A 23,653-nucleotide genomic window follows, 5' to 3' on the forward strand; every position below is an offset into this window, starting at 1 on the left:
ATTAGACAGATACAGTTAAAGACTTTCTTCCTTTAGCTCTTCTTCTAGCCAAGAGTTTAATCCCACCCTTAGTCTTCATTTTAGATCTAAAACCATGTTTTCTAGCTCTTTTTATATTCGATGGTTGATATGTTCTTTTCATAAGCTTGGTCTAATTTTTATTAAATTTCGCTCTTTATAGTAATTATATGTATAAATAGCAAATAGAAGATTTTATAATACTAGTAGTAAACTATGGAAAAATCAAAGAAAGCCAAGATAACTTTAGGTTTCTTTTATCTTATAGTTGTTGCATCATTTTTATACTTTTTTTTATCAAAATTCACCCTTGAAGAATTAACTAGCTATGAATTTATCAAAAATAATAGAGATTATTTTTTTGGATTAAAGCAAAATAATTTATTTTTAATTTCTCTGATATTTTTAATATCCACAATTGTTTGGGTTGTCATGGCTGGCTTTGGTTTACCAGCTGCACTTTTAGCAGGTTTTATTTTTGGTAAGTGGCTAGGAATTATCCTTCTGGTGATTGGAATGACTATTGGTGCAACAATTTTATATGTTATTGCAAATTATTTCTTTAAAGAAATTATTAAAGAAAAGTTTTTAAATAAATTTAAAAATTTGGAGGTAAAATTTAAAAAATCAGAATTTATCTATCTTTTAGTTTATAGATTTATTGGTGGCGTTCCTTTTGCATTATCGAATGTACTGCCTTGTATTTTTAATGTAAAAGTAAAGAATTTTTTTTGGGCCACATTAATAGGATTGACCCCACCACTATTTTTGGTTGTTTCAATTGGAAGTGGGCTTGAAAAAATTATAGAACAAAACTTAGAAGCTCCTAGAATCATTGATTTAATATATTCACCTGGTATTTATATTCCAATGATCGCTTTTGTAGCCTTAATAATAGTAACAATTATTACTAGAAAAATATTCTATAAAGAATAGTTAAATAGTCCTCATGCGCTATGTTATTTAGCTATTGCGGTTAATTAGTTATTTTATTGAATTATTTCTATAATAAATCATTTTTTCAAAAAATTGCCTTAATTTTTTTGTTATAATGATTTATACCTAGTGGAGGAAATTTTATGGGAATTCATTATGATTATAAATCTACCAAAGGCAATAAGCTTATGGAGAAGCAGGCTAAGAGAGAAAAAAAGCTTGCAGAAAAAAAAGCAAAGCGTGAAGCTAAAGAGGGACCAAAGGTAGAGGAAGAACCAGAGAAAACCTTAGATGCATCAAAGCCAATCACTTTAGATTTTTTAACTAATCCTGATAAATAATGAGTAGCAAAGAAAAAAATGAAAAGTTAAGTCAGGCTCTTAAAAAAAATCTAAAAAAAAGAAAAATTTTTCAAAAAAAGAATAAGAAGAAAAGTAAATAATGTCAGTACTTTCCGATAAATCTATAAGAAAGTTGGCTGTTGAGGAATCTATGATTTCTCCGTTTGTAGATAAGCAAGTGCGAGATGGTAAGATTTCTTATGGACTTAGTTCATTTGGCTATGATGCAAGAGTAGGAGATGAATTTAAAATATTTCATAATGTTAATTCTTCTATTGTTGATCCTAAGGAGTTTACTTCAGATAATTTTGTAACTAAAAAAAGCTCTGAATATATTATTATTCCTCCTAATTCCTTTGCTCTTGGAACTACTGTCGAGGTCTTTAAAATACCAAGAGATATTATGTGTATTGTTGTTGGTAAGAGCACATATGCAAGAACAGGGATTATAGTGAACGTAACTCCAATCGAATCTGAATTTTTTGGAACTGTTACTCTTGAGTTTTCTAATACTACACCACTACCTGCAAAAATTTATGCAAATGAAGGTGTTGCTCAATTTTTATTTCTAAAAGGAGACCAGTCTCCTGAAACTTCATATGCTGACCGTAAAGGAAAATACATGGGTCAAACTGGAGTAACTTTACCAAAAATATAATCATGAAAAAATTGGAAGTCTTTGGGGCAGCAAAGCTCAAGGGACACATTAGAGTGTCAGGTTCTAAAAATGCATCTCTGCCGATTCTAGCTGCTACATTACTATCAAATAAAAAAATATCTTTAACAAACCTTCCAAGAGTAAAAGATATAGAAACAATGATACTTTTATTAAAGTCACTAGGTTCAGCTATTGATGATAATAAAAAAGAATTGATTATCAAAAATACCAAGCCAACAAAAACTTTTGCAGCTTATAGTTTGGTTAAAACTATGAGAGCAGGAATATTAGTTTTAGGGCCACTACTTGCTAAATTTGGTAAAGCAAAAGTTTCATTACCTGGCGGTTGCGCGATAGGAACAAGACCTATTGATATTCATTTACAGGCTCTATCAAAACTTGGAGTTAAGTATAAAATTATCCAGGGATATGTTCATGCTAATGCACCTAAAGGATTAATAGGAGCCAATATAAAATTTCCTAAAGTTTCAGTTGGTGCTACAGAAAATTTAATTATAGCTTCATGTTTGGCTAAAGGAAAAACAACTTTATCAAATTGTGCTATTGAACCTGAAATTAAAGATCTAATTAATTTTTTAATTAATATGGGCTGTAATATTAAGTGGACTGCAAAGAGAACGGTTAAAATTGAAGGAGTAAACAATCTCAAAGAATTAAATTATTCAGTAATGCCAGATAGAATAGAGGCTGGAACTTATTTAATAGCCGCAGCAATAACAGAAGGAAATTTAAAGATTACTGGAATTGATCCCAACATAATAAGTACAGAAATTGATATCTTAAAAAAAGTAGGATCAAAAATTACTTTAAGAAAAAATGAAATACTTATTCAAGGAAGCAAAAAGATTAAAAGTATAAATATTAAAACATCACCTTATCCTGGCTTTCCAACAGATTTACAGGCACAAATGATGGTATTATTGTGTAAGGCTAATAAAAGATCTCATATTAAAGAAGAAATATTTGAAAATAGATTTATGCACGTTGCAGAGCTAAATAGAATGGGAGCTAAAATTTCTATTAATGGAAATAAAGCGACCATAGAGGGAAATATCAAATTTGAAGCAGCAGAATTAATGGCCACAGATTTAAGAGCCTCTGTATCTTTAATTCTTGCAGCTCTTGCTGCTAAAGGAAAATCAGTAATTAATAGAATATATCACCTTGATAGAGGTTATGAAGATATAGAGAAGAAATTAAAAAAAGTAGGGGCTAAAATTAAGAGAATTAACTAATGAATAAAAAATATTTATCAAAAATTATAGCTACAGATAATGAGGGATTACAAGTGATTTCAGCATGTTGCTCGGGAGCTGAAGTTAAAGTTGATGAAATTAAATATCTTCAGTCAAACAAGGTTTTTTTATTATCATTAAATAGATCTAAAGTAGAAACGGAAGAGAAAGATAAAAAAGTTACCAGTATTTGTAAATTCGAATTTGTAGATAAGGTTAAATCTAAAAATATTAAACAAAACGACCCTGAAGAAAAATTAGAGTTAATTGGGATGGATTATTTAAAAAATAATGACAATTATGAGATAAATTTAATGTTTACAAATAATGCATATATTACATTATTGACAGAAATAATTGAAGTAACCTTAGATGATCAAAACAAAGCTGATTAATGATTAAGATATTAGATAGTAAAAACAAAAACTTTGATAAAACTTTAGATGCATTACTGTCAAAACGAAAAAATAAAGTTCAACTTAATTCAGTTTCAGTTATTAAAATTATTAAAGATGTTAAGAAAAATGGTGATAAAGCCATCTTGAAGTATGAAAAGAGATTTAATAAAAATAATGTTATTACCCCAAGTATAAAACAAATAAATAGAATTATTCAGTCTTTAGATCCAAAAGTTAAAAAAGCAATCGATCTTGCTTATGATAGAATTTATAAATTCCACTCGTTACAAAAATTCAAAAATATTTCTTATACGGATAAACTAAAAAATAAATTAGAGTATAAATATGTACCTATTGAATCGGTTGCAATTTATGTGCCTGGCTCAACAGCCTCTTACCCTTCTAGCGTTTTAATGAATGCAGTACCTGCAATTGTTGCTGGAGTGAAAAGACTGGTTATGGTTAATCCAGGTCAAAAAGGTAAACAAAATCCAGCTGTATTATATGCTGCAAAGAAATGTAAAATTAAAGAGATTTATTCAATTGGAGGACCATCTGCTATTGCAGCTGTTGCATACGGTACAAAGAAAATTAAAAAAGTTGATAAAATTGTAGGCCCTGGAAATTCATATGTAGCTGCAGCAAAAAAAGAAGTTTTTGGAGACGTTGGAATTGAGGGAATGATAGCAGGCCCCTCTGAAGTAACAATTGTTTGTGATAAGTTTTCAAATTCTGAATGGATAGCAAGTGATCTAATTGGTCAAGCAGAACATGATAATCTTGCTCAATGTATTTTGATTTCAAAAGATAAATCAATTATTAAAAAAATTAATGATGAAGTTATAAATCAATTAAAAGAATTACCTAGAGTTGCAATTGCAAAAAATAGTTTACTCAATAATGGAATTTTAATTTATATGCAGTCTGACCAAAAAATTATTAATACAGTAAATAAAATTGCTCCTGAGCACTTAGAGCTTAACACCAAGAACTACAAAAAAGTAGTGGGTAAGATTAAAAATGCAGGATCCATCTGTTTAGGAAAATATGCAGTAATGGCAATGACTGATTATAATGTTGGTTCTAACCATATATTACCAACTAATTCTTCAGCAAGATATTCAAGTGGGGTTAGTGTTAATGAATTTTATAAAAGAATTTCATATATAAACCTATCAAAAAAAGGGATTGAAACCCTTGGTCCATCAGTTATAACACTTGCAAACTACGAGGGTTTAGTGGGACACGCCAAATCAGTAGAAAAAAGAATTAGGAGAAAATAAATTTGTCAAAACAAGAAATGCTGTCGTTCTCAGGAATTGTTGAGGATTTATTACCAAATGCAATGTTCAGAGTTAAATTAGAAAATGGCCATATTGTTACAGCGCATGCTGCGGGCAAATTACGTAAGAACAGAATTAGAGTACTTCAAGGTGATAAGGTTCAAGTTGAAATGACACCTTACGATTTAACTAAGGGTCGGATCACTTTTAGAGGGTAAAAATAATGCCTCGGTAGCTCAGGAGTAGAGCAGAGCCCTGAAAAGGCTTGTGTCGCATGTGCGAATCATGCTCGAGGCACCATACCTTGATCTCCTATAAATTAAATTACTATTGAAATGTTAAAAAAAATAAAATAATTTTTTACTTAAATAATAATAAAAAAAGTAAAAAATGAGCATACTAAAAGGAACAGTTAAGTGGTTTAACGCTAAAAAAGGTTTTGGTTTTATTGAAAGAGAAGATAAAGAAAAAGATGCTTTTGTTCACGCATCAGCAGTAAAAACTGCAGGCATGGGATTTCTAAACGAAGGTGATAAACTAGAATTTGAGATGGAGGATGGTCCAAAAGGCCCCTCAGCCATAAATTTAAAAAAAATAGACTAGTTCTTAAACTTAAAAAATCTGAAAGTGCGTTTTACCCTTAAAATAAGGATAACGTCCTTTAGCATTTAGATGTTGAAAATTATTCTTAATTGTCTAAAAGAATGTTTATGATTATAAATATTACATATAGAGAGACTTTAAGAAGTTCTCACAAACTTTGTTTCCATAGCCTTTAGGCTATTTATTTATAATATAATTTTAAATCAACACAAAAATAATATAAACAAAAGGAATGCCTGGGTGGTGTAACGGTTAGCACGAAAGTTTGTGGAACTTTAAGTTTGAGTTCGATTCTCAGCCCGGGTACCAAAAAAAATGAATAAAGAAAATAAACTAATTCCTGGGTTACCCTCAGGATTTGAAGATCGATGGGGCAAGAAATTAATTCTCAAGAAAAAGTTAATTAATATTATTGAAGCTAATTTTGTAAAATTTGGTTTTAGTGCACTCGAGACACCTTCATTTGAAGTCTCAGAGAACATAGGATCATTTCTTACAGATGATGATAGTAATCTTATGTCTGGTGTATTCTCATTTAAAGATGGTGAGAAAAATATTACTCTTAGATATGATTTATCAAGCCCATTAGCTAGATTTGTTGCTCAAAACAATCAAGAATTACCCCTACCTTATAAAAGATATCAAATGGGTGACGTCTGGAGAAATGAAAAAGCAGGTAATGCTCGTTATAGAAGTTTTTTACAATGTGACGCTGATATAGTAGGCAATGTTAACTCAGCTCAAGCAAATACTGAACTTTGTAATTTAATTGCAAGTACACTCCTAGCTTGTGGTTTAAAAAAAAATCAGTTTGTTGTCAACATTAGTAATAGAAAAATTGTTCAAGGTTTAATTGAGGACCTTAAAATATCTGAAGATAAAAAGATAAAGGTTATGAGAGCAATAGATAAATTGGACAAGCCCGGCTTTGGTTTAAGTGGAGTTGAAGATTTATTAAAAAAAGAAAGAATAGATGTAAGTGGAGCAGTCACAAAGGGTGCTGACTTAACTGAAGATCAGGCCTCACAAATAATTAACTTTTTAAAAGTAAAAGATTTAAAAGAATTAAAAAAAAATTTAAAAAACCCATTGTCTCAAGAAGGAATTAAAGAATTAGAAGACTTATTAGAAATAGCAAGTTATGGAGATTATTTAGATCAAATAAAAACAAACTTTACAATTGTTAGAGGGCTTGCTTATTATGATGGGTTTTGTGTTGAAACAAATTTAAATTTTAAGACAACAAATAATAAAGGAAAAGAAGTTGATATAGGAAGTATTTGTTCAGGTGGACAATATAATAAATTAATTTCAAGATTTAAGGGGGTTGATCTTCCTGGAACTGGAATGAGTATTGGTGTTGACCGATTATTATTTGCAATGATGCAACTTGATCAAATTGAAGTAGATGAGAAAAAACCAGCAATTATTTGTGTAATGGATGAAAAGTATTTAAAAGATTATTATGAGATTTTAAAAATTTTAAGAGACAATAATATTAACTCTGAAATATTTTTAGACAGCAAAAAAAATCTAGGCAAACAGTTAACGTATGCGAATAAAAAACAATGTCCGGTAGCTATTATTTGTGGTGAAAATGAATTTAAAGAAAATACAATTACTTTAAAAAATCTTTTAGGAGTTAAAGGTGAGAATAACCAAGTAACATTCCCCAAAGAAAACTTAATTGATGAAATCAAAAAATTTATCTGAAAAAATCCTTAGGTCGGTTAAATCTAAAGGGTTTAAATATATTGATTTACCTTCAGTAATTGAAGCCAATCATATAGTTCAACGATCTGGGGAGAGTTTTAGAAAGTTTATTTTTTCATTCACTGATCAAAATGGTAGTGAGCTTTGTCTAAGACCCGATCTAACTATCGCATCTTGCTTGAGATATTTAGAAAATAACCTTAAAGGAAAAGAGAAAATATTTTATAGTGGTCAGGCTTACAGAAAATCAAATAATAAGAGAGATTCTATTATTAGAGATCAAGTTGGTTTTGAGATCATTGGCTCTAAAGATGAAAAAAATGATGATAAAGAAATTATTAATACCGCTCTAAAATCTTTAATAAATTTACAATATTCATCAGGGACTTTAAAAATTGGTAATGTTGAGATTTTCAATTTATTGATTTCAAAGCTAGATATCCCAAAAAGATGGAAATTAAGACTTTCAAGACACTTTTGGAGAGAAGAATACTTCAGTGATTTATTAAAAAGGTTAGAGACAAACTCCGATGTAGACCCAACAATTGTTGAAGTTGATAAAAAAAGATATTTAAAAATGTTAAAAGATAATCAACAAACTGTAGTTGCTGGAAGATCAATTGAGGAAATCTTAAAAAGATTTGATAATAAGATTAAAGATCCAAGAAGAGCCAGTAGAGGCAAAAATGTTTCAAAAATTATTAAAGAGTTTTTAAAAATTAATTGTCCAATAGGACAAGTAGCTGAAAAACTTAATATCTTTTTTAAAAAAAATAAAATTAATTTAGTTGTGAGTCAAAAATATTTTCCAACCTCATTAAACAAAATTCAAAAATTAAATGTAGAGTTCTCAGCGTCTTTTGGGCGTCAATTAGAATATTATACAGGGATGGTGTTTAAAATTGATATTAAATCTAAGTCTAAAAATGTTAACATCATTAACGGTGGACGGTACGACAAACTAATTTCAGATCTTGGATCTAAAAAACAAGTTCCAGCAGTAGGAGCTGCTTTAAATTTAAACTACTAATGACAAAAAATATTATTAATATTGGAATTCCAAGCAAAGGGAGATTGAGAGCTGATATCTTAAAAATATTTAAAAAGAATAAATTAAATCTAATTTCAGAAAGAGGTGAAAGAGACTTATTAGGATCTATTAAAAACTTAAATAATTTTAAAGTATTATATCTTCATGCAAGAGAAATAGTTGAAAGACTTGGGGATGGCTCTTTAGATCTTGGCTTTTCTGGATATGATTTATTAAAAGAAAGTGAAGTTAATATACAAAAGAAGATAAGCGTTGTTAAGAATTATGGATTTGGTAAAGCAACATTGGTTGTTGCTATCCCAGACCCTTGGATTGATGTTCAAACAGTTGCTGATTTAGAAGAAATTGCTTTTGAGTTTAAAGATAAAAAGAAAAAAAGATTAAGAGTAGCAACAAAATATCCCAATTTAACAAGAGAGTTTTTGTTTTCAAAAGGAGTTACGCAATTTAAGTTAGTTAGTAGTTTAGGTGCAACAGAAGCGTATCCTTTTACTGGGTCATCTGAAATTATTACTGATATTACTTCATCTGGTGAAACACTAAGAGCGAATAACCTTCGAATTCTCAAAGATGGTGAAATTTTAAAGTCAGAAGCCTGCATGATGGTTTCAAAATCTTCTTTAAAAAGTAGTCTGGTTAAAAAATTAGTTAAGTTACTTTCTAAGTAAAGTATCTTTTACGTAAATTAAAATAATCCTAATAATATCAAGGTTTCTAAGTACTGCATAAGCTGCAACAATAGCTCCAATTATAAACAATATCTTTAATATTAAGTATAATTCCATAAATTTAATTTAATTTAATTGTTCTGGTTCTTTTTCAGGATCTTCAACATTAGACACAGAGGATTGCTCTGCAGGTATTTCAGGTATAGGTTTACCAGGAATTACACCGTGTTCATCTTTTAATTTATTAATTTGCTTTTCTAAGCCCTGAGTTCCCCATGACTTAGTAACAATAGATTGAAGATGATTGGCATGAGTTTTATAGGATTGTAAAGCACCCTTAATCGCAACTTTAACATCTGCATATTTATCAAATATTTTACTTGCAGAAGTTATAATTTGACCAATATTTTCAATTTGTTTTTTTTCACTTTTAATTTGTTCGAATAATTTTATCATATTTGTGAGCTCTCTTGGTGATGTTAGTATAAAATTACCTTTGATTGCATCATTTAGAAGGTCTTTATCCTCATCGAGTGTAAAATTATATAAATTATCAGAAGGAAAAAAAACAATTACTGACTGAAGAGATTTCAATCCATATAACTTGTTATAATTTTTTTTTATAAGTCCTGTTTTGGTATCAAATAAATGTTTTCTTATTGAAGTTAAATGTTTTTTTAAATGTTCTTTTTTTTTATTTTCATCTTTTTCGAGTATAAAATCTGTCCAATTTGTTAATGACATTTTTGCATCAACGACATAATTTCTTTCAGGAAATTTTAATATTACATCTGGCCTAACATCTTTTTCATCATTACCAGCAATATCATATGTTGTATGTTTTGTTTCAGTTATAAAATCTCTACCTTTAATAAGGTTAGCAGCAGTTAATACATTTTCCAAAATTTCTTGATTAAATTTGCCTTGATATTGAATATTAGTTGTTAATTTATCCCACCAATTTTTATGTCTTAAAATTGCTTCGTCATGTTTATTAATAGCTTTTTCTGTTTGAGATTTATATTCTCCGATTTCATCTATAGTTTTATAAAGCTTATCGACTAATATCTTTTTTTCTTCTATTTGTTTTTTTAATTCTACTTCAGCTTTTTGGGCGGCTATTACCTCAGCATCTTTTGTTGCTAAATTTATTTCTGCAGATTTTAACTGGTCTTTTGTTAAGTCTAATTCATCATTAGACGAATCTTTCTTTTTGGGCTTCAAAGCAAAAAACCAAAAAATTCCAAAAATTCCAAAACCTACAATAACACCAAGTATTGATTCCATATTTATACAATTAATAGCTTATTTTATAAGTGCAAGTAAGCCTAAATAGTATAAATAATTAAAAGATATGAAGTGGAATGATAAATTTTCTTACCCAAAATCTATGAGATCTATGGTGAGTGGTTCAAGAATGTATGCTGTAAATCAAGAAAAGCTTCCATCAGTAACTAGCATATTACAAGCAACACAAAGTGAAGAAAAAAAGGCATCCCTTGCAAATTGGAAGGCAAGAGTGGGCACTGCTGAAGCGAATAGAATTAAAAATGATGCTTCAAGCAGAGGTACATCAATGCATTCCCACTTAGAAAAATATTTATTAGGTCAATTAAATTTAGAGTTATTAGAAGAAGAGGCTAGCAAATCCAAAAAAATGGCAGATGAAATTATCGAGCAAGGTATTAAAGGAAAATTGTCAGAAATTTATGGTACTGAAGCAACATTATATTATCCAGGCAAATACGCAGGAACGTGTGATGCAGTAGGTGTGTATGAAGGGCAAGAAACTATCATTGATTTTAAACAATCCAATAAACCGAAAAAAGAAGAGTGGATTGAGGATTATTATCTTCAATTAGGTGCATATTCATTAGCTCATAACGTTGTCCATAATTCAAAAATAACCCAAGGAATTGTTTTACTTTGTACTGTAGATAATTTATTCCAAGACTTTAGAATTCAAGGTGAAAAACTAGAAGAATACCAAAACAAGTTTTTAGAAAAAGTAGAACAATACTATCATCAACGAAATATGAACTAATATGAATTTAGCAATATGGGACATTGAATCTAGTAGTGCCAATACTTCATGGGGAAGTATTATCGAAGTAGGTGGTATTTTAGTTGACCCAAATTTTAAAGAATTAGATCGTTTTAATTTTAGATGTAGATTGCCAGAAGGAGAAGTTCCTCAAGCAATGGCTTTAATAGTCAACAAAACTAGTGTTGATTTATTAACTAAAGGCAATTTAAGTCACTACCAAATGTTATCTCAATTAGAAGCTATATTTAAAAAATGGAGCCCTGCAATGTTCATGGGTTGGTCAAATATTGGCTTTGATGATGAAATGATAAGAAACGAATTTTTTAGAGGAATTAGATATCCATATATCACTAACGCAACTCCTAATAAAAGACATGATGGTTTAAACATTGCAAGAGGTGCACATGCAGTTGATGAAAGTGTTGTAAAAACTGAAATAAATGCAAAAGGTAATGCGGTCATGAAACTAGAGTCGTTAGCTAGAATGAATGGGTTTGAATCAAGTGGAGCTCACTCAGCTTTATTTGATGCAGAATTAACTGTTAAAGTTTTAGGATTAATTAAAAAAAATCAACCTCAAACATGGGCTACATTTCTAAGAACAGCAAATAAAAGTGATACCGAAACAATATTTAAAACTGAAAAAATGTTTACATTAGCTGAATATCATTTTGGTAAAAATTATAGATTTGTAGTTGCACCACTTCACCCAAAACATTGTATTCACCCAATCTATCAGTGGGGCCAAGCTTTTGATCTTAAAATTGATCCAATCCCATTATTTGATATGTCAATTTCTGAACTTAAAAGTGCTATTAAAAAATTAAAGTTTTTAAGAACTATACGATCAAACAAAGCTCCTATAATTTTAGATGCAAGTTATGGACTACAAGTTGAACCATATAGTAATCTTGATCCTGATCTAATTAAAGAGCGTGCAAAATTAGTAAATAGTAATGAAAAATTTTCTCAAAATGTTTTAACGGCATTACGAGAAACTGCCGAAGAAAAAGCACAATTTGATTCGCAAGTTGATTTATTAGCAGAAGAGACAATTTATAAGAAATTTACACCTCAAAAAGACACAGCTTTATTTCCAAAATGGCACGCAGCTTCTTGGAAGGATAAATTAATTTTATTGGACAAATTTGAAGATGAGAGAATGGTAAGCTTTGGAAAAAAGATAATATATCAAGAATCACCAGAGACGCTGCCTGCTGATATGTTTAAGACTATTAAACGTGGAATAGCTGAAAGAATATTAAGTGATGAAAAAGAAAAATGGTGGACTTGCAAAGAGTTTTATTTTGAGTGTGATAATCTAAGAGATAGATATACCAACGAAAAAGATGAGAAAAAGCTCAAGTTTTTAGACGAAATTAATGAGTTTGTTGAAGGTATTCAAAAGAAATATGAGCAAGCATAACTCTTATCTGTGAATTAACTTAAAAAACCTTTTTTTACATATTGAATAAATAGAATAAAAATTTATATAGGAATTATGCTTATAGATTTTAAAGATGAAAACTGGGAAAATAAAATTAAAAATGAAGACACTTGTGTAATTCAATTTTCTGCCACTTGGTGTGCTCCTTGCCAAAGTTTAAAACCAGTGATGTCTGCACTTTCAGATCAATATATAAATAAAGCTAATTTTTATTATGCAGATATTGAAGATGGAGCTCTAAATTTAGGTAGCTCTATGGGTGTACGTGGTGTTCCTTCAACAATAATTTTTAAAAAAGGTGTAGAAGTTGATAGACTAGTTGGAAATCCAGGTGAAGCTAAAGTTAAAGAATTTTTAGATAAAGGTATCTAATTTAAATTTAAAATTTCTCCTGCAAGATATAAAGAACCTGTAATCAAAATAATATCATTTTTTTGTAGATCAATTGAGGTGATTGCTTTTTTAATTGAGTCTTTATAATTTATATTTTTAAAGTTTTTAATTTTTTTTCTAAGTTCGTTACCCTTAATTGCATTAGGTTGGTTAGGAATATCAATTGTTGTTAATGATTTAATATCTTTAAAGTAACTCATGTATTCATTGTGGTTTTTGTTAGCCATCATTCCTAAAATAATATGTTTGTTACAATTTAAACTTTGAAGATATTCATTTAATACTTTTGCACCAAGTGGATTATGAGATCCATCTACAAATAATAAATTATTACTAGTTAAATCTTTTAACTTTCCAGATTTTAATTCTTGAAGTCGAGCGATACTTTCTATTTTAATGATACTTTTTTTAATATGTTCGTCTGTTATTTTGTAATCTGTTAACTGCCTAGCAGTTGCGATTGCTGTAGAAACATTTTCTAACTGAAATTTTCCAAGTAGGTCAGGCTTTGGAAGTTTTAGACTTCCAAACTCATCTTCAAAATAAAAAAAATTATTTTCTTTTAATGTGAAATTATAATTTTTATTAAAAATTATTTTTTTTGAAGGATTATCTTTAATTGTATTTTCAATACTTTTACTAATTTCATTTGAGCTTTGCTTTGCAACAATGATTTTAGAGCTTAATAGAGTAGATGTTTTTTCAAATACTATTTTTTCGACTGTTTGCTCCTCACTTGGAAGCCAATCTAAGTGATCAATGCCAATAGCTGTTACAATGCTTGCTAAGTTTTTTTTTAAAATATTAGTTGCATCAAATCTATGAAACAGACCCGCCTCAATTAAGTTAATGTTTCCTGGATATTTTTTTGCATAATGAAGGTAAGCAACGGTTAAAATTTCAAAGAAAGTAATTTGTGTTTGATCATTGGCCTCTTCTATTTCGGAAAATAGATTAGATAATTCATCATCTGTTAATGGCTTATTGTTAAAGACAAATCTCTCGTTAATTTTTTGAATGTGAGGACTGGTATAAATATTACATTTATAATTTGCTTCTTTTAAAATTGCATAGAGTGCTTGGATTGTTGAAAATTTTCCATTTGTTCCAACAACAGAAATGCAATTAATTTGGTCTTGAGGATTGCCTAATTTTTCTAAAAGATTTTTAGTTCGATCTAGGCTTAGATCGATCTCTTTAGGATGCAGCTTTTGTAAGCGTTCTACTGTCTTCTGAAGTTTCATTTTCTGATGAATTTATAGCAGAATTTTTCTTTAACAATATTGATAATAATGAACCAATCTTTTCTCTTAAGTCTTTTCTTTCTACAATTAAATCTACAAAGCCAGTTTTTTCTACATACTCACTTCTTTGAAAGCCTTCTGGTAACTCTTCTCTTACAGTTCCTTGAATTACTCTTGCTCCTGCAAAAGCTATAAGAGCCCCTGGTTCTGCTAAGTGTAGATCGCCTAACATTGCATATGATGCTGTAATACCACCAGCAGTTGGATCAGTTAGTACAACAATGTAAGGGAGATTATTTTTTTTAAGTTCATTAATTGCTAAGGTAGTCCTAGTCATTTGTGAAAGTGAAATTAAGGACTCCATCATTCTCATACCTCCACCAGAAGTAAAAACTATAAAAGGCTGTTCATTTTCTATTGCATGTTGGATTCCATATAAAAATGCCTCACCTTCAGCTGCACCAATTGATCCACCCACAAAATCAAAATCTGATGCAATAGCTGTGATTTTTATATTTTGAATGTTAGTATTGATTACCATCATACCACAATTCATACCTGTTTTTTTTCTGGCAACTTTTAATCTTTCTTTGTAGGTTTTTGAATCACTCCAATTTAAAGGATCATCTTGAGGAATTGGTGTTTTTAAAACTTCATAATTATTTTTACCAAAAATTGCATCAAATCGATGACGTGGACTTATTCTGTGATGTTTATTACAAGATGGACAAACCCACAAATTATCTTCCAAATCTTTTTTTAAAATTGGTCCTTTACAACAAGAAGTCCAATCACTATTAGCAATCTCAGCTTTACTTGCACGTTGTTTAATAATTGTTTTAATTTTTTCACCAAAACGTAATGTTTTTTTTATCCAATTCATATAATTTTATTCCTTAATCTTCTTACAATATTAGTTACATTTGTGACAGGATTTTGTCTCTTTTTTAATGATTTTGTTATTTCTTTGCATAAAGCACTCCCAACTACCAATCCATCAGCTTTTTTTAATGAGGCTATTGTTTTTTCAGTAATTCCAAAACCAATTACAATATTTTTATTTTTATTAATATTTTTAATTTTACGATATCTCTCTAAAATTTTTTTAGAAGAAACTTTTAGTTTACCACCCGTCGTTGAAAGCATACTGATATAATAAACCATATCATGAGAGTCTTTTATAATTTTTTTTATTCTGCTAGAAGAAGTAGTAGGAGACACCAATTGAATAAAACTAATGCCTTTTTTCTTACATTTTTTTGCAAATTTTTTATTTTCAGGATATGGAAGATCAACAACAATCAATCCATCTACTCCAAATTTTTTACAAATATTTATAAAGTTATTATCTCCGTATTGATAAATCATATTGTAGTAACCCATTAGTATTACAGGCTTAGATTGTTTTGACTTTTTAAAATCTTTGACTATTGAAAAAACATCTTTGATTTTAATACCATTTTTTAAAGCTCTGTAAGCACTTGATTGAATCTGTCCACCATCTGCAATTGGAGTGTTATGGGGAAAGCCTATCTCACAAATATCAGCATATTTTGCAATTGACTTTAATATCTCAAGAGATTTTTTTTTGTTATTATCTCCAGCTACTGTGTAAGTTAGTAAAGCAGGTCTTTTTTTATTTTTTGTTTCTTTAAATGCTGAGTTAATTAATGACATCTTAATTAAACTTTCCTAATCTTGCCTTTAAAATATCTTTATCTTTTAAACTGTCTCCACAACTATTACAAATAATGAGTGTATCTTTGCTTAATTTAGGTGCAATTTTAATTGCTTCTGCAAAAGCATGACTAGGCTCTAAACTAGGTCTTATCTTTTCAAGTCTAGTTACTAATTGGTAAGCTTTTAAAGCATCTTCATCTGTTGCAGAAGTATATCTTGCTCTTTTAGTATCTTTTAAGAAACAATGAATAGGCGAAACTCCTGGGTAATCTAATCCAGCAGAAATAGACTCTGTATCATTAATTTGCCCTTCTTTATTCTGACAAACATAAGCTGCAGCTCCATGTAAAATTCCGAGTTTAGCTCCATTTGTTAAAGGTGCAGCATGTAGTTTTGAATTTTTTGGTCCTCCAGCCTCAACACCAATTAATTCAATTTGTTTTTTATCATAATCAATAAATTCACTCCAAAAACCATAAGCTGAACTTCCCCCACCTACACAGTTAATAAGTTTAATTTTTCTTGGTATTTGTTTAAACTCAGACTGTATTTGAATTTTTAATTCTCTTGAAATTTGAGCTGTACTCCAGCCACAAATTTTTACAAATATATTAGGACCAACTGTTGATCCAACACACATATGGGTGTTATCACAATTTGAAACCCAGTAACGCATGCACTCACTAACAGCATCTACTAATGTTTGGCTTCCTGAATAAACGGGTACAACTTCTGCGCCATTTTTTTTCATTGCGTTCACATTAGGCCTTTGTCTTTTTATATCTTTTGCACCCATGAATATCCTACACTTAAGGCCAAACTTTTTAGCAGCCATACTCAGCATCTTTCCAGCATAGCCAGCACCAGTATCACCAACCACATATTTTTTTCCTGCCTTTTTAGCAATGAGACAATGAACTGTTGCATTATAGATTTTATGAGCTCCTCCATTCGCCTCTGACACCATTTTGGCATATATGTGGGCTCCACCTAAGTGATCCGATAGGTTTTGAAGTTTAATAAATGAAGTAGGAGAACCTATGTAGTTTTTAAAATAATAGTCTCTTTCTTTAAGGAATTTCTTATCGTATCTAAGTTTTTCAAAAAGTTCAGTTAAGTCCTCGATGGGCTTTTTTAAAGTTTCAGGTATAAAATTACCACCAAATTTACCACCCCAAAATCCATTTTTATTATGCTGATCAATTAAAGGAATTTTTTTTTTAAGCTTCATTGTTAATTAGTTTAATTTTGTTTAAAAAAATATTTATTTTTGAAATATCTTTTAATCCAGATGTTTCTAGACCTCCAGAAATATCTATAATGTCTGCTATTTCTTTATAATTTTCAAGGTTATCTTCAATTTGAATATTCCCAGCAAGCATCAATTCTTTATTAATTTTAATATTTTTAATTAGTTGATGATCAAAGGACATACTTTTTTCATAACCTTTGCTATCGAATAATATTATGTCTGCAAGCTCATTATATTCTAAATATTTAACTGTATCATTTTGATCCTTTACAGTTATCGCAACGATAATCTTTGTATTATATTTTTCTTTAATTGATTTAACTTCAGCAGGTGTGCAATCATAAAGTTGATAATAATCAAATGGTAAATCCTTTATTCTTTCTAATATATCCTCATTAGGTTTAACCAATACAGCAACATATTCTGATTTTTTTTTATCAACTTTTAATAGCTCTTTAAGCTTTTCGTGCTCAACAAATCTTTTTGATTTAGGCCAATTACAAATAAACCCTATCATTTTAGGTGGGGTAGGATGGGAGGTTAAAAACTCTAAAGTTTTAGAGTCGGAGATCCCACAAATCTTGCAGGGTTGGATCATTGATTTAAATGATTAATTAATCTTTTAATGTTATTTTTGATATTACCTTTTACTAATGATCTTCCCATTACAATACCAGAAACTTTATTTTTAAAAGCATCAACAGGAGTCATTATTCTAGATTGATCATTTGCATCATCTCCGGGTAGTCTTATTCCTGGTGTAACAATAAATAAGCTTTTGTATTTTTTCCTAACTATTTTTGCCTCTTGTGCAGAACACACAATTCCAGCTGCGCCTGATTTTTTTATAAGACCAGCTTGCTTTAATACTAATTGTTCTACTGTTTTAGTGTGACCAATTTCTCTAAGTGATTTGTTGTTAAGACTTGTTAGAACTGTAACTCCTAATACTTTCAAATTTTTATTAATTTTTTTAGTTTTTTTTGTAATAGCCTTAAGCATTTCAAGACCACCGCTTACATGAACCGTAATATATTTACATCTTTTTAAATCTTTTAAACTATCTATTGCTGATAAAGCAGTCTGTGGAATATCATTTATTTTTAGATCTAACCAATAATCTTTTTTAAACTTTTGAAGAAAAGCTCTTCCATTTTTTGAATAAAAAAACTGTAAGCCAAACTTTGGAATTATCTTAAGTTTATTAGTTTTGGTGTAGTTAATTATTTTTTTTATCTCATTTATGTTTGAAGTATCACAAGCTACAAAAACATTTTTATTTACCATTATTTAATTTTTTAAACATTTCTTTTGCCATTTTAAAGTTAATTGTTTTTTTTTCAGGTGTATTAACCTTTTCCCCTGTTTTTGGATTTCTAGATATTCTTGCTTTTTGAGTTTTGGTTGAAAAAATTCCAAAACCTCTTAATTCAACACGATCTCCACGCTTGAGAGCTTGTTTAATTTCACTAAGAATTATATTTGTGAATTTTTTGAGGTCTTTTTTTAAAAAATTTGGATAATTACTTGCGAGTTGTTTTAAAATTTTAGATTTTACAATAGCCAATTTTTATTCGTCTTCTTTTTTTTTTTTCTCTAAATCTTCAGAGAGTGATGAAAAAGGAAGGTTTTTTCCAGATCCTTCAGAACCATATTTATCTAAAGCATCCTTTCTCTCTATTTCTTCAAGTAATTTAATACTTAAAGTAACTTTTCTTTTTTCTAAATCTAGTTCTGCTACTGCACAATCTATTCTTTCTCCTCCTGTAAATCTAGTAGGTCTTGCGTCAGCAGCATTGATAGCTATAGCAGATTTTTTTATAGTAAAATCCATTTCGCATCCTTCAGGTCTAACTACTAAACCTTTATTGTCAGATGAAATAATCTTCACAGTGATTGCTTGCTTAACTTTTTTATCTTTAAACCAATCAAGAGGATCTGGTTGAGTTTGACGTAAACCAACTCTAACTTTTTGTTCAGCTGCTTTTATTTCTAAAACTTTAACTTTTAATTTATCACCAATTTTGTATTTAGCTAATTCCTCTTCTGCATTTGTTAGGTAAGTAAGATCATTGCAGTGTAAAAATGCATCAATATCTAGATCATCAATTTTAAGGAATATAGAGTATTCATTTTTGCTGGCAACTTCACCCTCAACTTCTGAACCAATTGGATATTTATTTTCAAAAGTTTCAAAAGGATTTTCAGTTGTTAAACGATGTGATATTGCAACCCTTCTTTTTTCCTTGTCAATTTCAGTGATAACACAATTTATTTCATCACCTACTTTAAACATCTTTTTTGAAGAGATATTTTTTTTTGTCCAACTTAATTCACTTGAGTGTAATAAAGTTGATAAGCCTTTTTCAAGTTCACAAAATGCACCAAAGTCCATTAGCTTAACTACTTTAACTTTGTAGATTTTATTTAATACATAATTTGATATATTTTCGAATGGGTCTGGGGAAAGTTGCTTCAGAGAACAACCAACTTGCAATTTTTCTTTATCAACTGAAATAACTAGCAGGTCATGCTTTTCACCAATTGTAAAAACTTCATCAGGATGATTAACTCTTGAATAAGATATTTCTTGAAGGTGTACTAAAACATCAAGCTCTCCATTTACACTAAAGAAACAACCAAACGAACTATAACCTTTTACTTCAGCACCTTTTATAACATCACCAACTTTAAATTTTTCAATGATCTTAATTTTGTCTTCTTTTTTAAATGAGGAAATAATTTCTCTTCTTGAAACACAGGCATTTCCTCTAACTTTATCTAATTTAATAAGAGCAAATTTTTGTGGCTCATTCATTAAATGAGTAATGTCTTTAAGTGGTTTATCTGAAATTTGTGATCCTGGTAAAAACATTAATGAGCCTGTGTCTATATGCTCAACAATGCATCCACCTTTAACACGTCCAGTAATTTTACCCATTATGGGTTCATTTTTTTCATAAGCTTCAACAAGCTTATCCCAACCTTGAATTTTTTGGGCCTTAGAAGCTGAGACTAAAACTTCACCTTTTTTATCCTCAAGTCTTTCAAGAAGAACTGAAATTTTTTCACCAATTTTTGCTTTCTCAAGCATACCCATACTTTTTAACTCATTAATATCCAGAATAGGCTCAGATTTTAAACCTGGTACTTCAAGAAACACAAAGTTATCTGTTACCTTATTTACTACACCTGTAATAATTTTTCCTTCTTCAAGGTTTGCTGTTTTGGTAAACTGTGAATTTAGTAATTGTTCGAACTCTTTTGAGGCGGGGTTTGAAAGATCTTTATAAATTTCCATTAAGCTTTTAGTTTCCTATCCATAATTTGTTTAATTTTTAAAAAGCATGATCTTTTAGTTAAATTTGTAGTATTAATCAAGATCGAATCTCGAGTTTTCTTGAGTGGTGATATTTTTCTATTATAATCACTTTTATCCCGTTTTTTGATGCTTTTTAAGATGTCGTTAAATGATATCTTTTTATTTGATCCTTTTAGCTCTTTATATCTCCTTAATGCTCTAGTTTTTGTATTCGCAGTTATAAAAAATTTAAACTCAGCATCTGGGATTATTTTATAAGTAATATCTCTTCCATCTAAACAAGAGCCGTTATATTTTTTAGGTGGAAAATAAGCACTTTTAATTTGAAAAGCATGAACAAGTTTTCTTATTTTTTTATCTTTTGATATCATGGATGCCACAGTTCCAACCTCATCAGATAACAACTTTTTATTCTGTAAATCTCTCATGTTTAATCTATTCATTCTTTTTTTTATTAAGCTATATCCATATTTTTTGGGTTGGGTTAATTTAATGTTGGCAATTAATCTATAAATTTTACCAGTGTCTAAATAAAATAAATTAAAATATTTTGAAATTAACTTTGCTTGAGTACCCGCACCTGCAGCAGCAGGTGAATCTATCGCAACTTTAATTCTATTTTTTGATTTCATAAAAATTTATTATCTATTTTTTTTATTATTTTTAAAAAGGATGGAAATGAAGTGTTTATAGAATCTTTATCATGAATTTTCCAATTTCCACCAAAAGTTAAAGCAGCAATAGTGCTCATCATAAAAATTCTATGATCTCTTAAATAATTTTTAATTATTATTGACTTTGTTATTTTTAGATTAGGTTGTCCATAAATTTTAATTGAATCTTTTGTAAGCTTTGTTTTTATACCCATCATATTCAAAATTTTAGATCCCCATTTTAATCTAGGACTCTCTTTTTGATCAAGTTCTGACAAATCTTTAAAATAAGATGTTCCCTTTGCTTTTGCAGCAACTAGAAAAATAACTAAAAATTCATCTATTGCCTTACTATTTAATTTTACTGGGCAATTTATTCTTTTAAGATTATTAGAACCTTGTATTGAAATATCAGAAATTTTTTCACCTCTATAATTTCTTTTATTTTTTAGAAATATTTTAGCCCCCATTTTTTTTAAGATAGTAATGACACCTATTCTTGATGGATTAATATTTACATCTTTAATTAAAAGTTTTGAACTTTTTGTAAGTATTGTGAGAACTATAAAAAATGCACTTGAGCTTATGTCTCCAGGAATTTTATAATTAAATGCTTTAATTTTTTTTGGTGCTTTAATATTTATAAAGTCATAATTTTTTGCCTTTTTTACTTTGATGGGTATCTTCAAATATTTAAAAAGTAATTCCGAATGGTTTCTTGACTTTTTTGCCTTAATGAAGGTTGTTCCAAATGAATTAATTGCTGCAAGCATCACGCTGCTTTTACATTGAGCAGAACCTTTGTTTTCAATATATCTAATCCCCTTTGTTGATTCTGAACCAAGAATCAATATGGGTAGTTTATTTTTTTTTTTATAATAAAATTTAGCTCCAAATTTTTCCAAAGGTATAGTTATTCTTGAAAAATCTCTTTTAGATAAACTTTTATCTCCAATCATTTTTATTTTTTTTGATGATTTAATTAATAGACCAAGCATCAATCTACCAAATGTTCCAGAATTTTTAGCATCTAATGTTAGGTTTTTTTTATATTTAAAACCATTAATTCCATTACCTATTATTTCACAGTAATTTTTTTTTGTATTGACTACTATACCTAATTTTTTTACTCCGTTTATTGCAGCAAGCACATCTTCAGACATTAATAGATTGTATGCTTTAGATTTTCCAGATGCTTGTGAAGCAAGTAATACCCATCTTATAGAAAGGCTTTTATCTCCTTCAACATTAATAACTTTATTAAAAATATTAATTTTATTATTTATAGATAGCAAATTTTTCATTTAATTTTAGCTTTAGATTTGTCTAATTTATTTTGAAGGAGCTTCCAAAATAAGCATTTTTAGCCTCGTCATTATTAACTAATTCTCCAGGAGTTCCAGCAGCTATTATCTTACAATTTGAAATAACAAGTGCAAAATCTACACATGAGAGTAAATCTCTTGCCTGATGGTCACATAATAATATTGAGATATTTTGCTGACTTTGAAGATTTACTATAATTTGTTGTAACATTTTAATAGTCAAGACATCTAAAGCTGCAAATGGTTCATCTAAAAGTAAAATTTTTGGATCACTCAATAAAGCCAACGCAATAACAAGGCGTTTTTTTTGACCACCAGATAGTTGACTTGCTTTAACATTTACAATTGGTTCTAGTTCAAAATTTGAAATTAAGGTGTCTATTTTTTCATCTCTAATTTTTTTATTTTTTATTAAAATCTCAGATATCGATTTTAGATTTTCAAGAAGAGTTAAGTTGTGAAAGTAACCACCATATTGAGGAACATACCCAACTTTAAATTGAACAGTTCTCAAATAAATTGGATAATCATTTACCTTTTTTGAATCAATTATAATTGATCCATAATCTGGTTTAATTAGTCCGGTTATTAAGTTGAATATTGAAGATTTACCAACACCATTAGGTCCAAGTAATCCTAGGATTTGTCCTTTATTTATTTTAAAGCTAATATTGTCTAAAATTTTTCTTTTACCAAATGATAAGCTTATTTTTTCTAAACTAATTATAGGTTTATTATTTTTAAAAGATTTTATTCTAAATTTTTTTATTATTGCCATCAATTTATACTTTTAATTATAACATGTTCATCTTTATTTTTCATAGAAATTTTTATATCTTTAGTAACTAAATCTATCTGTACTTTATCTGCTCGTAGATTGGTATTTAAATTTTTATAAAAAACATTATTGGTGATAGAGATTAAGTTTTTTTGAAAAAATAAGTCAACATTATCCGAGTTAATTTCATTTTCAGCATAAGACATAATTACATTGTTAAAAAAATTTGTATCTAAGGTTTTACTGTTGTAAATTGCGTTTTTTGCATTAATTTTTATAATTCCTTCATTTTTTAACGTTATAGTAGCTACGACTATTTCCATTGATATTACATTTGCATTGTCATTTGAAATATTTCCCAATTCTGACTTAATGATAAAATTATTACCGTCTTTATCTATAGATGAATATTCTATGTTATAAATTATATTTGATTTTTCTATAATTTCATTATTTTCTTCTAAATTAATTTGATTATCTAAATCAACATTATTTTGAAAAATATATTTTTTAAAAAAAACAAAAGATAGAATAATTAAAAAAAGAAACAGAAATAACTGTATTTTTTTTTTCCATTCATTCAATAT

28 protein-coding genes and 2 tRNA genes are annotated in these 23,653 nt (G+C 28.8%); 16 read left to right on the top strand and 14 right to left on the bottom strand.

Annotated features, from left to right (window positions below):
- Position 1 precedes the first annotated feature (1 nt).
- Entirely contained in the window at positions 2-142 is a 141-nt protein-coding gene (gene rpmH / locus ABXT56_RS00355; RefSeq protein ID WP_169035670.1) for a 50S ribosomal protein L34, read from the bottom strand.
- Between the two features lie 92 nt (positions 143-234).
- Between rpmH and ABXT56_RS00360 the strand changes: the two genes are divergently transcribed.
- From ABXT56_RS00360 to hisG, 13 genes are all read left to right on the top strand, one after another.
- Positions 235-954 carry a TVP38/TMEM64 family protein gene (locus ABXT56_RS00360; protein ID WP_415300217.1) on the top strand — a complete coding sequence of 240 codons (720 nt, stop codon included), beginning with the start codon at positions 235-237 and terminating at the stop codon, positions 952-954.
- 143 nt (positions 955-1,097) lie between these two features.
- Positions 1,098-1,295, top strand: coding sequence for a hypothetical protein (locus ABXT56_RS00365; protein WP_415300218.1), 198 nt, complete (start codon positions 1,098-1,100; stop codon positions 1,293-1,295).
- A 100-nt stretch (positions 1,296-1,395) separates the two neighbouring features.
- A complete protein-coding gene (dcd, locus tag ABXT56_RS00370) occupies positions 1,396-1,953 on the top strand; it encodes a dCTP deaminase (RefSeq protein ID WP_415300220.1) in 558 nt (185 codons plus the stop codon).
- 2 nt (positions 1,954-1,955) lie between these two features.
- Positions 1,956-3,209 carry a UDP-N-acetylglucosamine 1-carboxyvinyltransferase gene (murA, locus tag ABXT56_RS00375; RefSeq protein WP_415300222.1) on the top strand — a complete coding sequence of 418 codons (1,254 nt, stop codon included), beginning with the start codon at positions 1,956-1,958 and terminating at the stop codon, positions 3,207-3,209.
- Entirely contained in the window at positions 3,209-3,604 is a 396-nt protein-coding gene (locus tag ABXT56_RS00380) for a DUF2948 family protein (RefSeq protein ID WP_415300224.1), read from the top strand. Before murA ends, ABXT56_RS00380 begins: the two co-directional genes overlap by 1 nt.
- A complete protein-coding gene (gene hisD, locus ABXT56_RS00385) occupies positions 3,604-4,890 on the top strand; it encodes a histidinol dehydrogenase (RefSeq protein WP_415300226.1) in 1,287 nt (428 codons plus the stop codon). The genes ABXT56_RS00380 and hisD overlap by 1 nt, the downstream gene beginning before the upstream one ends.
- Positions 4,891-4,892: 2 nt before the next feature.
- Positions 4,893-5,108, top strand: a complete 216-nt coding sequence (infA, locus tag ABXT56_RS00390; protein ID WP_006997427.1) for a translation initiation factor IF-1 — start codon at positions 4,893-4,895, stop codon at positions 5,106-5,108.
- 7 nt (positions 5,109-5,115) lie between these two features.
- Positions 5,116-5,190, top strand: a tRNA-Phe gene (locus ABXT56_RS00395).
- A 90-nt stretch (positions 5,191-5,280) separates the two neighbouring features.
- Positions 5,281-5,493, top strand: a complete 213-nt coding sequence (locus ABXT56_RS00400) for a cold-shock protein (protein WP_415300228.1) — start codon at positions 5,281-5,283, stop codon at positions 5,491-5,493.
- A gap of 234 nt (positions 5,494-5,727) precedes the next feature.
- Positions 5,728-5,802, top strand: a tRNA-His gene (locus ABXT56_RS00405).
- Positions 5,803-5,808: 6 nt separating this feature from the next.
- Positions 5,809-7,206 (top strand): histidine--tRNA ligase, encoded by a 1,398-nt coding sequence (hisS, locus tag ABXT56_RS00410; RefSeq protein ID WP_415300230.1) that lies wholly within the window; start codon positions 5,809-5,811, stop codon positions 7,204-7,206.
- Entirely contained in the window at positions 7,184-8,236 is a 1,053-nt protein-coding gene (locus ABXT56_RS00415) for an ATP phosphoribosyltransferase regulatory subunit (protein WP_415300232.1), read from the top strand. The genes hisS and ABXT56_RS00415 overlap by 23 nt, the downstream gene beginning before the upstream one ends.
- Positions 8,236-8,925, top strand: coding sequence for an ATP phosphoribosyltransferase (gene hisG, locus ABXT56_RS00420; protein WP_415300233.1), 690 nt, complete (start codon positions 8,236-8,238; stop codon positions 8,923-8,925). The genes ABXT56_RS00415 and hisG overlap by 1 nt, the downstream gene beginning before the upstream one ends.
- A gap of 126 nt (positions 8,926-9,051) precedes the next feature.
- Here hisG and rmuC read toward each other — a convergent pair whose 3' ends face one another.
- Positions 9,052-10,212, bottom strand: coding sequence for a DNA recombination protein RmuC (gene rmuC, locus ABXT56_RS00425; RefSeq protein WP_415300235.1), 1,161 nt, complete (start codon positions 10,210-10,212; stop codon positions 9,052-9,054).
- A 67-nt stretch (positions 10,213-10,279) separates the two neighbouring features.
- Here rmuC and ABXT56_RS00430 point away from each other — a divergent pair, with 67 nt between their 5' ends.
- From ABXT56_RS00430 to ABXT56_RS00440, 3 genes are all read left to right on the top strand, one after another.
- Positions 10,280-10,969: a hypothetical protein gene (locus ABXT56_RS00430; protein ID WP_415300237.1), complete on the top strand. Its 690-nt coding sequence runs from the start codon at positions 10,280-10,282 to the stop codon at positions 10,967-10,969.
- A gap of 1 nt (position 10,970) precedes the next feature.
- Positions 10,971-12,398 (top strand): exonuclease domain-containing protein, encoded by a 1,428-nt coding sequence (locus tag ABXT56_RS00435; protein ID WP_415300239.1) that lies wholly within the window; start codon positions 10,971-10,973, stop codon positions 12,396-12,398.
- Positions 12,399-12,473: 75 nt separating this feature from the next.
- Positions 12,474-12,791, top strand: a complete 318-nt coding sequence (locus ABXT56_RS00440) for a thioredoxin family protein (protein WP_415300241.1) — start codon at positions 12,474-12,476, stop codon at positions 12,789-12,791.
- Here the strand turns inward: ABXT56_RS00440 and ABXT56_RS00445 are convergent.
- The 12 genes from ABXT56_RS00445 to lptC are packed head-to-tail and all read right to left on the bottom strand — an operon-like array spanning position 12,788 to position 23,650.
- On the bottom strand, positions 12,788-14,056 hold the full coding sequence (locus ABXT56_RS00445; RefSeq protein WP_415300250.1) for a bifunctional folylpolyglutamate synthase/dihydrofolate synthase: 1,269 nt from the start codon (positions 14,054-14,056) through the stop codon (positions 12,788-12,790). The genes ABXT56_RS00440 and ABXT56_RS00445 overlap by 4 nt on opposite strands.
- Positions 14,010-14,939, bottom strand: coding sequence for an acetyl-CoA carboxylase carboxyltransferase subunit beta (locus ABXT56_RS00450; RefSeq protein ID WP_415300252.1), 930 nt, complete (start codon positions 14,937-14,939; stop codon positions 14,010-14,012). Before ABXT56_RS00450 ends, ABXT56_RS00445 begins: the two co-directional genes overlap by 47 nt.
- Complete coding sequence (trpA, locus tag ABXT56_RS00455) at positions 14,936-15,733, bottom strand: tryptophan synthase subunit alpha (RefSeq protein WP_415300254.1); 798 nt, start codon at positions 15,731-15,733, stop codon at positions 14,936-14,938. The genes ABXT56_RS00450 and trpA overlap by 4 nt, the downstream gene beginning before the upstream one ends.
- A 1-nt stretch (position 15,734) precedes the next feature.
- Positions 15,735-16,967: a tryptophan synthase subunit beta gene (gene trpB, locus ABXT56_RS00460; RefSeq protein WP_415300256.1), complete on the bottom strand. Its 1,233-nt coding sequence runs from the start codon at positions 16,965-16,967 to the stop codon at positions 15,735-15,737.
- Positions 16,957-17,586, bottom strand: coding sequence for a phosphoribosylanthranilate isomerase (locus tag ABXT56_RS00465; protein WP_415300258.1), 630 nt, complete (start codon positions 17,584-17,586; stop codon positions 16,957-16,959). Before ABXT56_RS00465 ends, trpB begins: the two co-directional genes overlap by 11 nt.
- Positions 17,583-18,275 (bottom strand): orotidine-5'-phosphate decarboxylase, encoded by a 693-nt coding sequence (gene pyrF / locus ABXT56_RS00470; protein WP_415300259.1) that lies wholly within the window; start codon positions 18,273-18,275, stop codon positions 17,583-17,585. The genes ABXT56_RS00465 and pyrF overlap by 4 nt, the downstream gene beginning before the upstream one ends.
- Positions 18,265-18,555, bottom strand: a complete 291-nt coding sequence (locus ABXT56_RS00475) for an HU family DNA-binding protein (protein ID WP_415300261.1) — start codon at positions 18,553-18,555, stop codon at positions 18,265-18,267. The genes pyrF and ABXT56_RS00475 overlap by 11 nt, the downstream gene beginning before the upstream one ends.
- 3 nt (positions 18,556-18,558) lie before the next feature.
- Positions 18,559-20,289, bottom strand: a complete 1,731-nt coding sequence (locus ABXT56_RS00480; protein WP_415300263.1) for a S1 RNA-binding domain-containing protein — start codon at positions 20,287-20,289, stop codon at positions 18,559-18,561.
- The gene (locus tag ABXT56_RS00485) at positions 20,289-20,942 is read right to left on the bottom strand and encodes a (d)CMP kinase (protein WP_415300265.1); all 654 of its coding nucleotides are present in this window, start codon (positions 20,940-20,942) and stop codon (positions 20,289-20,291) included. The genes ABXT56_RS00480 and ABXT56_RS00485 overlap by 1 nt, the downstream gene beginning before the upstream one ends.
- Positions 20,939-22,267, bottom strand: coding sequence for a 3-phosphoshikimate 1-carboxyvinyltransferase (gene aroA, locus ABXT56_RS00490; RefSeq protein ID WP_415300266.1), 1,329 nt, complete (start codon positions 22,265-22,267; stop codon positions 20,939-20,941). Before aroA ends, ABXT56_RS00485 begins: the two co-directional genes overlap by 4 nt.
- 22 nt (positions 22,268-22,289) lie before the next feature.
- Positions 22,290-23,066, bottom strand: coding sequence for an ATP-binding cassette domain-containing protein (locus ABXT56_RS00495; RefSeq protein ID WP_415300268.1), 777 nt, complete (start codon positions 23,064-23,066; stop codon positions 22,290-22,292).
- On the bottom strand, positions 23,066-23,650 hold the full coding sequence (lptC, locus tag ABXT56_RS00500) for an LPS export ABC transporter periplasmic protein LptC (RefSeq protein WP_415300269.1): 585 nt from the start codon (positions 23,648-23,650) through the stop codon (positions 23,066-23,068). Before lptC ends, ABXT56_RS00495 begins: the two co-directional genes overlap by 1 nt.
- Positions 23,651-23,653 lie beyond the last annotated feature (3 nt).

This window comes from Candidatus Pelagibacter sp. Uisw_134_02 (assembly GCF_047720265.1).
GTDB lineage: Bacteria > Pseudomonadota > Alphaproteobacteria > Pelagibacterales > Pelagibacteraceae > Pelagibacter.

Coding starts and splice junctions, on each gene's coding strand:
- ABXT56_RS00465 (WP_415300258.1), bottom strand. CDS start 17,586: ATGATCCAACCCTGCAAGATTTGTGGGATCTCCGACTCTAAAACTTTA.
- rmuC (WP_415300235.1), bottom strand. CDS start 10,212: ATGGAATCAATACTTGGTGTTATTGTAGGTTTTGGAATTTTTGGAATT.
- ABXT56_RS00495 (WP_415300268.1), bottom strand. CDS start 23,066: ATGGCAATAATAAAAAAATTTAGAATAAAATCTTTTAAAAATAATAAA.
- dcd (WP_415300220.1), top strand. CDS start 1,396: ATGTCAGTACTTTCCGATAAATCTATAAGAAAGTTGGCTGTTGAGGAA.
- hisG (WP_415300233.1), top strand. CDS start 8,236: ATGACAAAAAATATTATTAATATTGGAATTCCAAGCAAAGGGAGATTG.
- trpA (WP_415300254.1), bottom strand. CDS start 15,733: ATGTCATTAATTAACTCAGCATTTAAAGAAACAAAAAATAAAAAAAGA.
- ABXT56_RS00480 (WP_415300263.1), bottom strand. CDS start 20,289: ATGGAAATTTATAAAGATCTTTCAAACCCCGCCTCAAAAGAGTTCGAA.
- ABXT56_RS00435 (WP_415300239.1), top strand. CDS start 10,971: ATGAATTTAGCAATATGGGACATTGAATCTAGTAGTGCCAATACTTCA.
- hisS (WP_415300230.1), top strand. CDS start 5,809: ATGAATAAAGAAAATAAACTAATTCCTGGGTTACCCTCAGGATTTGAA.
- ABXT56_RS00380 (WP_415300224.1), top strand. CDS start 3,209: ATGAATAAAAAATATTTATCAAAAATTATAGCTACAGATAATGAGGGA.
- ABXT56_RS00365 (WP_415300218.1), top strand. CDS start 1,098: ATGGGAATTCATTATGATTATAAATCTACCAAAGGCAATAAGCTTATG.
- ABXT56_RS00360 (WP_415300217.1), top strand. CDS start 235: ATGGAAAAATCAAAGAAAGCCAAGATAACTTTAGGTTTCTTTTATCTT.
- trpB (WP_415300256.1), bottom strand. CDS start 16,967: ATGAAGCTTAAAAAAAAAATTCCTTTAATTGATCAGCATAATAAAAAT.
- ABXT56_RS00450 (WP_415300252.1), bottom strand. CDS start 14,939: ATGAATTGGATAAAAAAAACATTACGTTTTGGTGAAAAAATTAAAACA.
- murA (WP_415300222.1), top strand. CDS start 1,956: ATGAAAAAATTGGAAGTCTTTGGGGCAGCAAAGCTCAAGGGACACATT.
- ABXT56_RS00430 (WP_415300237.1), top strand. CDS start 10,280: ATGAAGTGGAATGATAAATTTTCTTACCCAAAATCTATGAGATCTATG.
- aroA (WP_415300266.1), bottom strand. CDS start 22,267: ATGAAAAATTTGCTATCTATAAATAATAAAATTAATATTTTTAATAAA.
- ABXT56_RS00400 (WP_415300228.1), top strand. CDS start 5,281: ATGAGCATACTAAAAGGAACAGTTAAGTGGTTTAACGCTAAAAAAGGT.
- hisD (WP_415300226.1), top strand. CDS start 3,604: ATGATTAAGATATTAGATAGTAAAAACAAAAACTTTGATAAAACTTTA.
- rpmH (WP_169035670.1), bottom strand. CDS start 142: ATGAAAAGAACATATCAACCATCGAATATAAAAAGAGCTAGAAAACAT.
- ABXT56_RS00485 (WP_415300265.1), bottom strand. CDS start 20,942: ATGAAATCAAAAAATAGAATTAAAGTTGCGATAGATTCACCTGCTGCT.
- ABXT56_RS00440 (WP_415300241.1), top strand. CDS start 12,474: ATGCTTATAGATTTTAAAGATGAAAACTGGGAAAATAAAATTAAAAAT.
- ABXT56_RS00445 (WP_415300250.1), bottom strand. CDS start 14,056: ATGAAACTTCAGAAGACAGTAGAACGCTTACAAAAGCTGCATCCTAAA.
- ABXT56_RS00415 (WP_415300232.1), top strand. CDS start 7,184: ATGAAATCAAAAAATTTATCTGAAAAAATCCTTAGGTCGGTTAAATCT.
- pyrF (WP_415300259.1), bottom strand. CDS start 18,275: ATGGTAAATAAAAATGTTTTTGTAGCTTGTGATACTTCAAACATAAAT.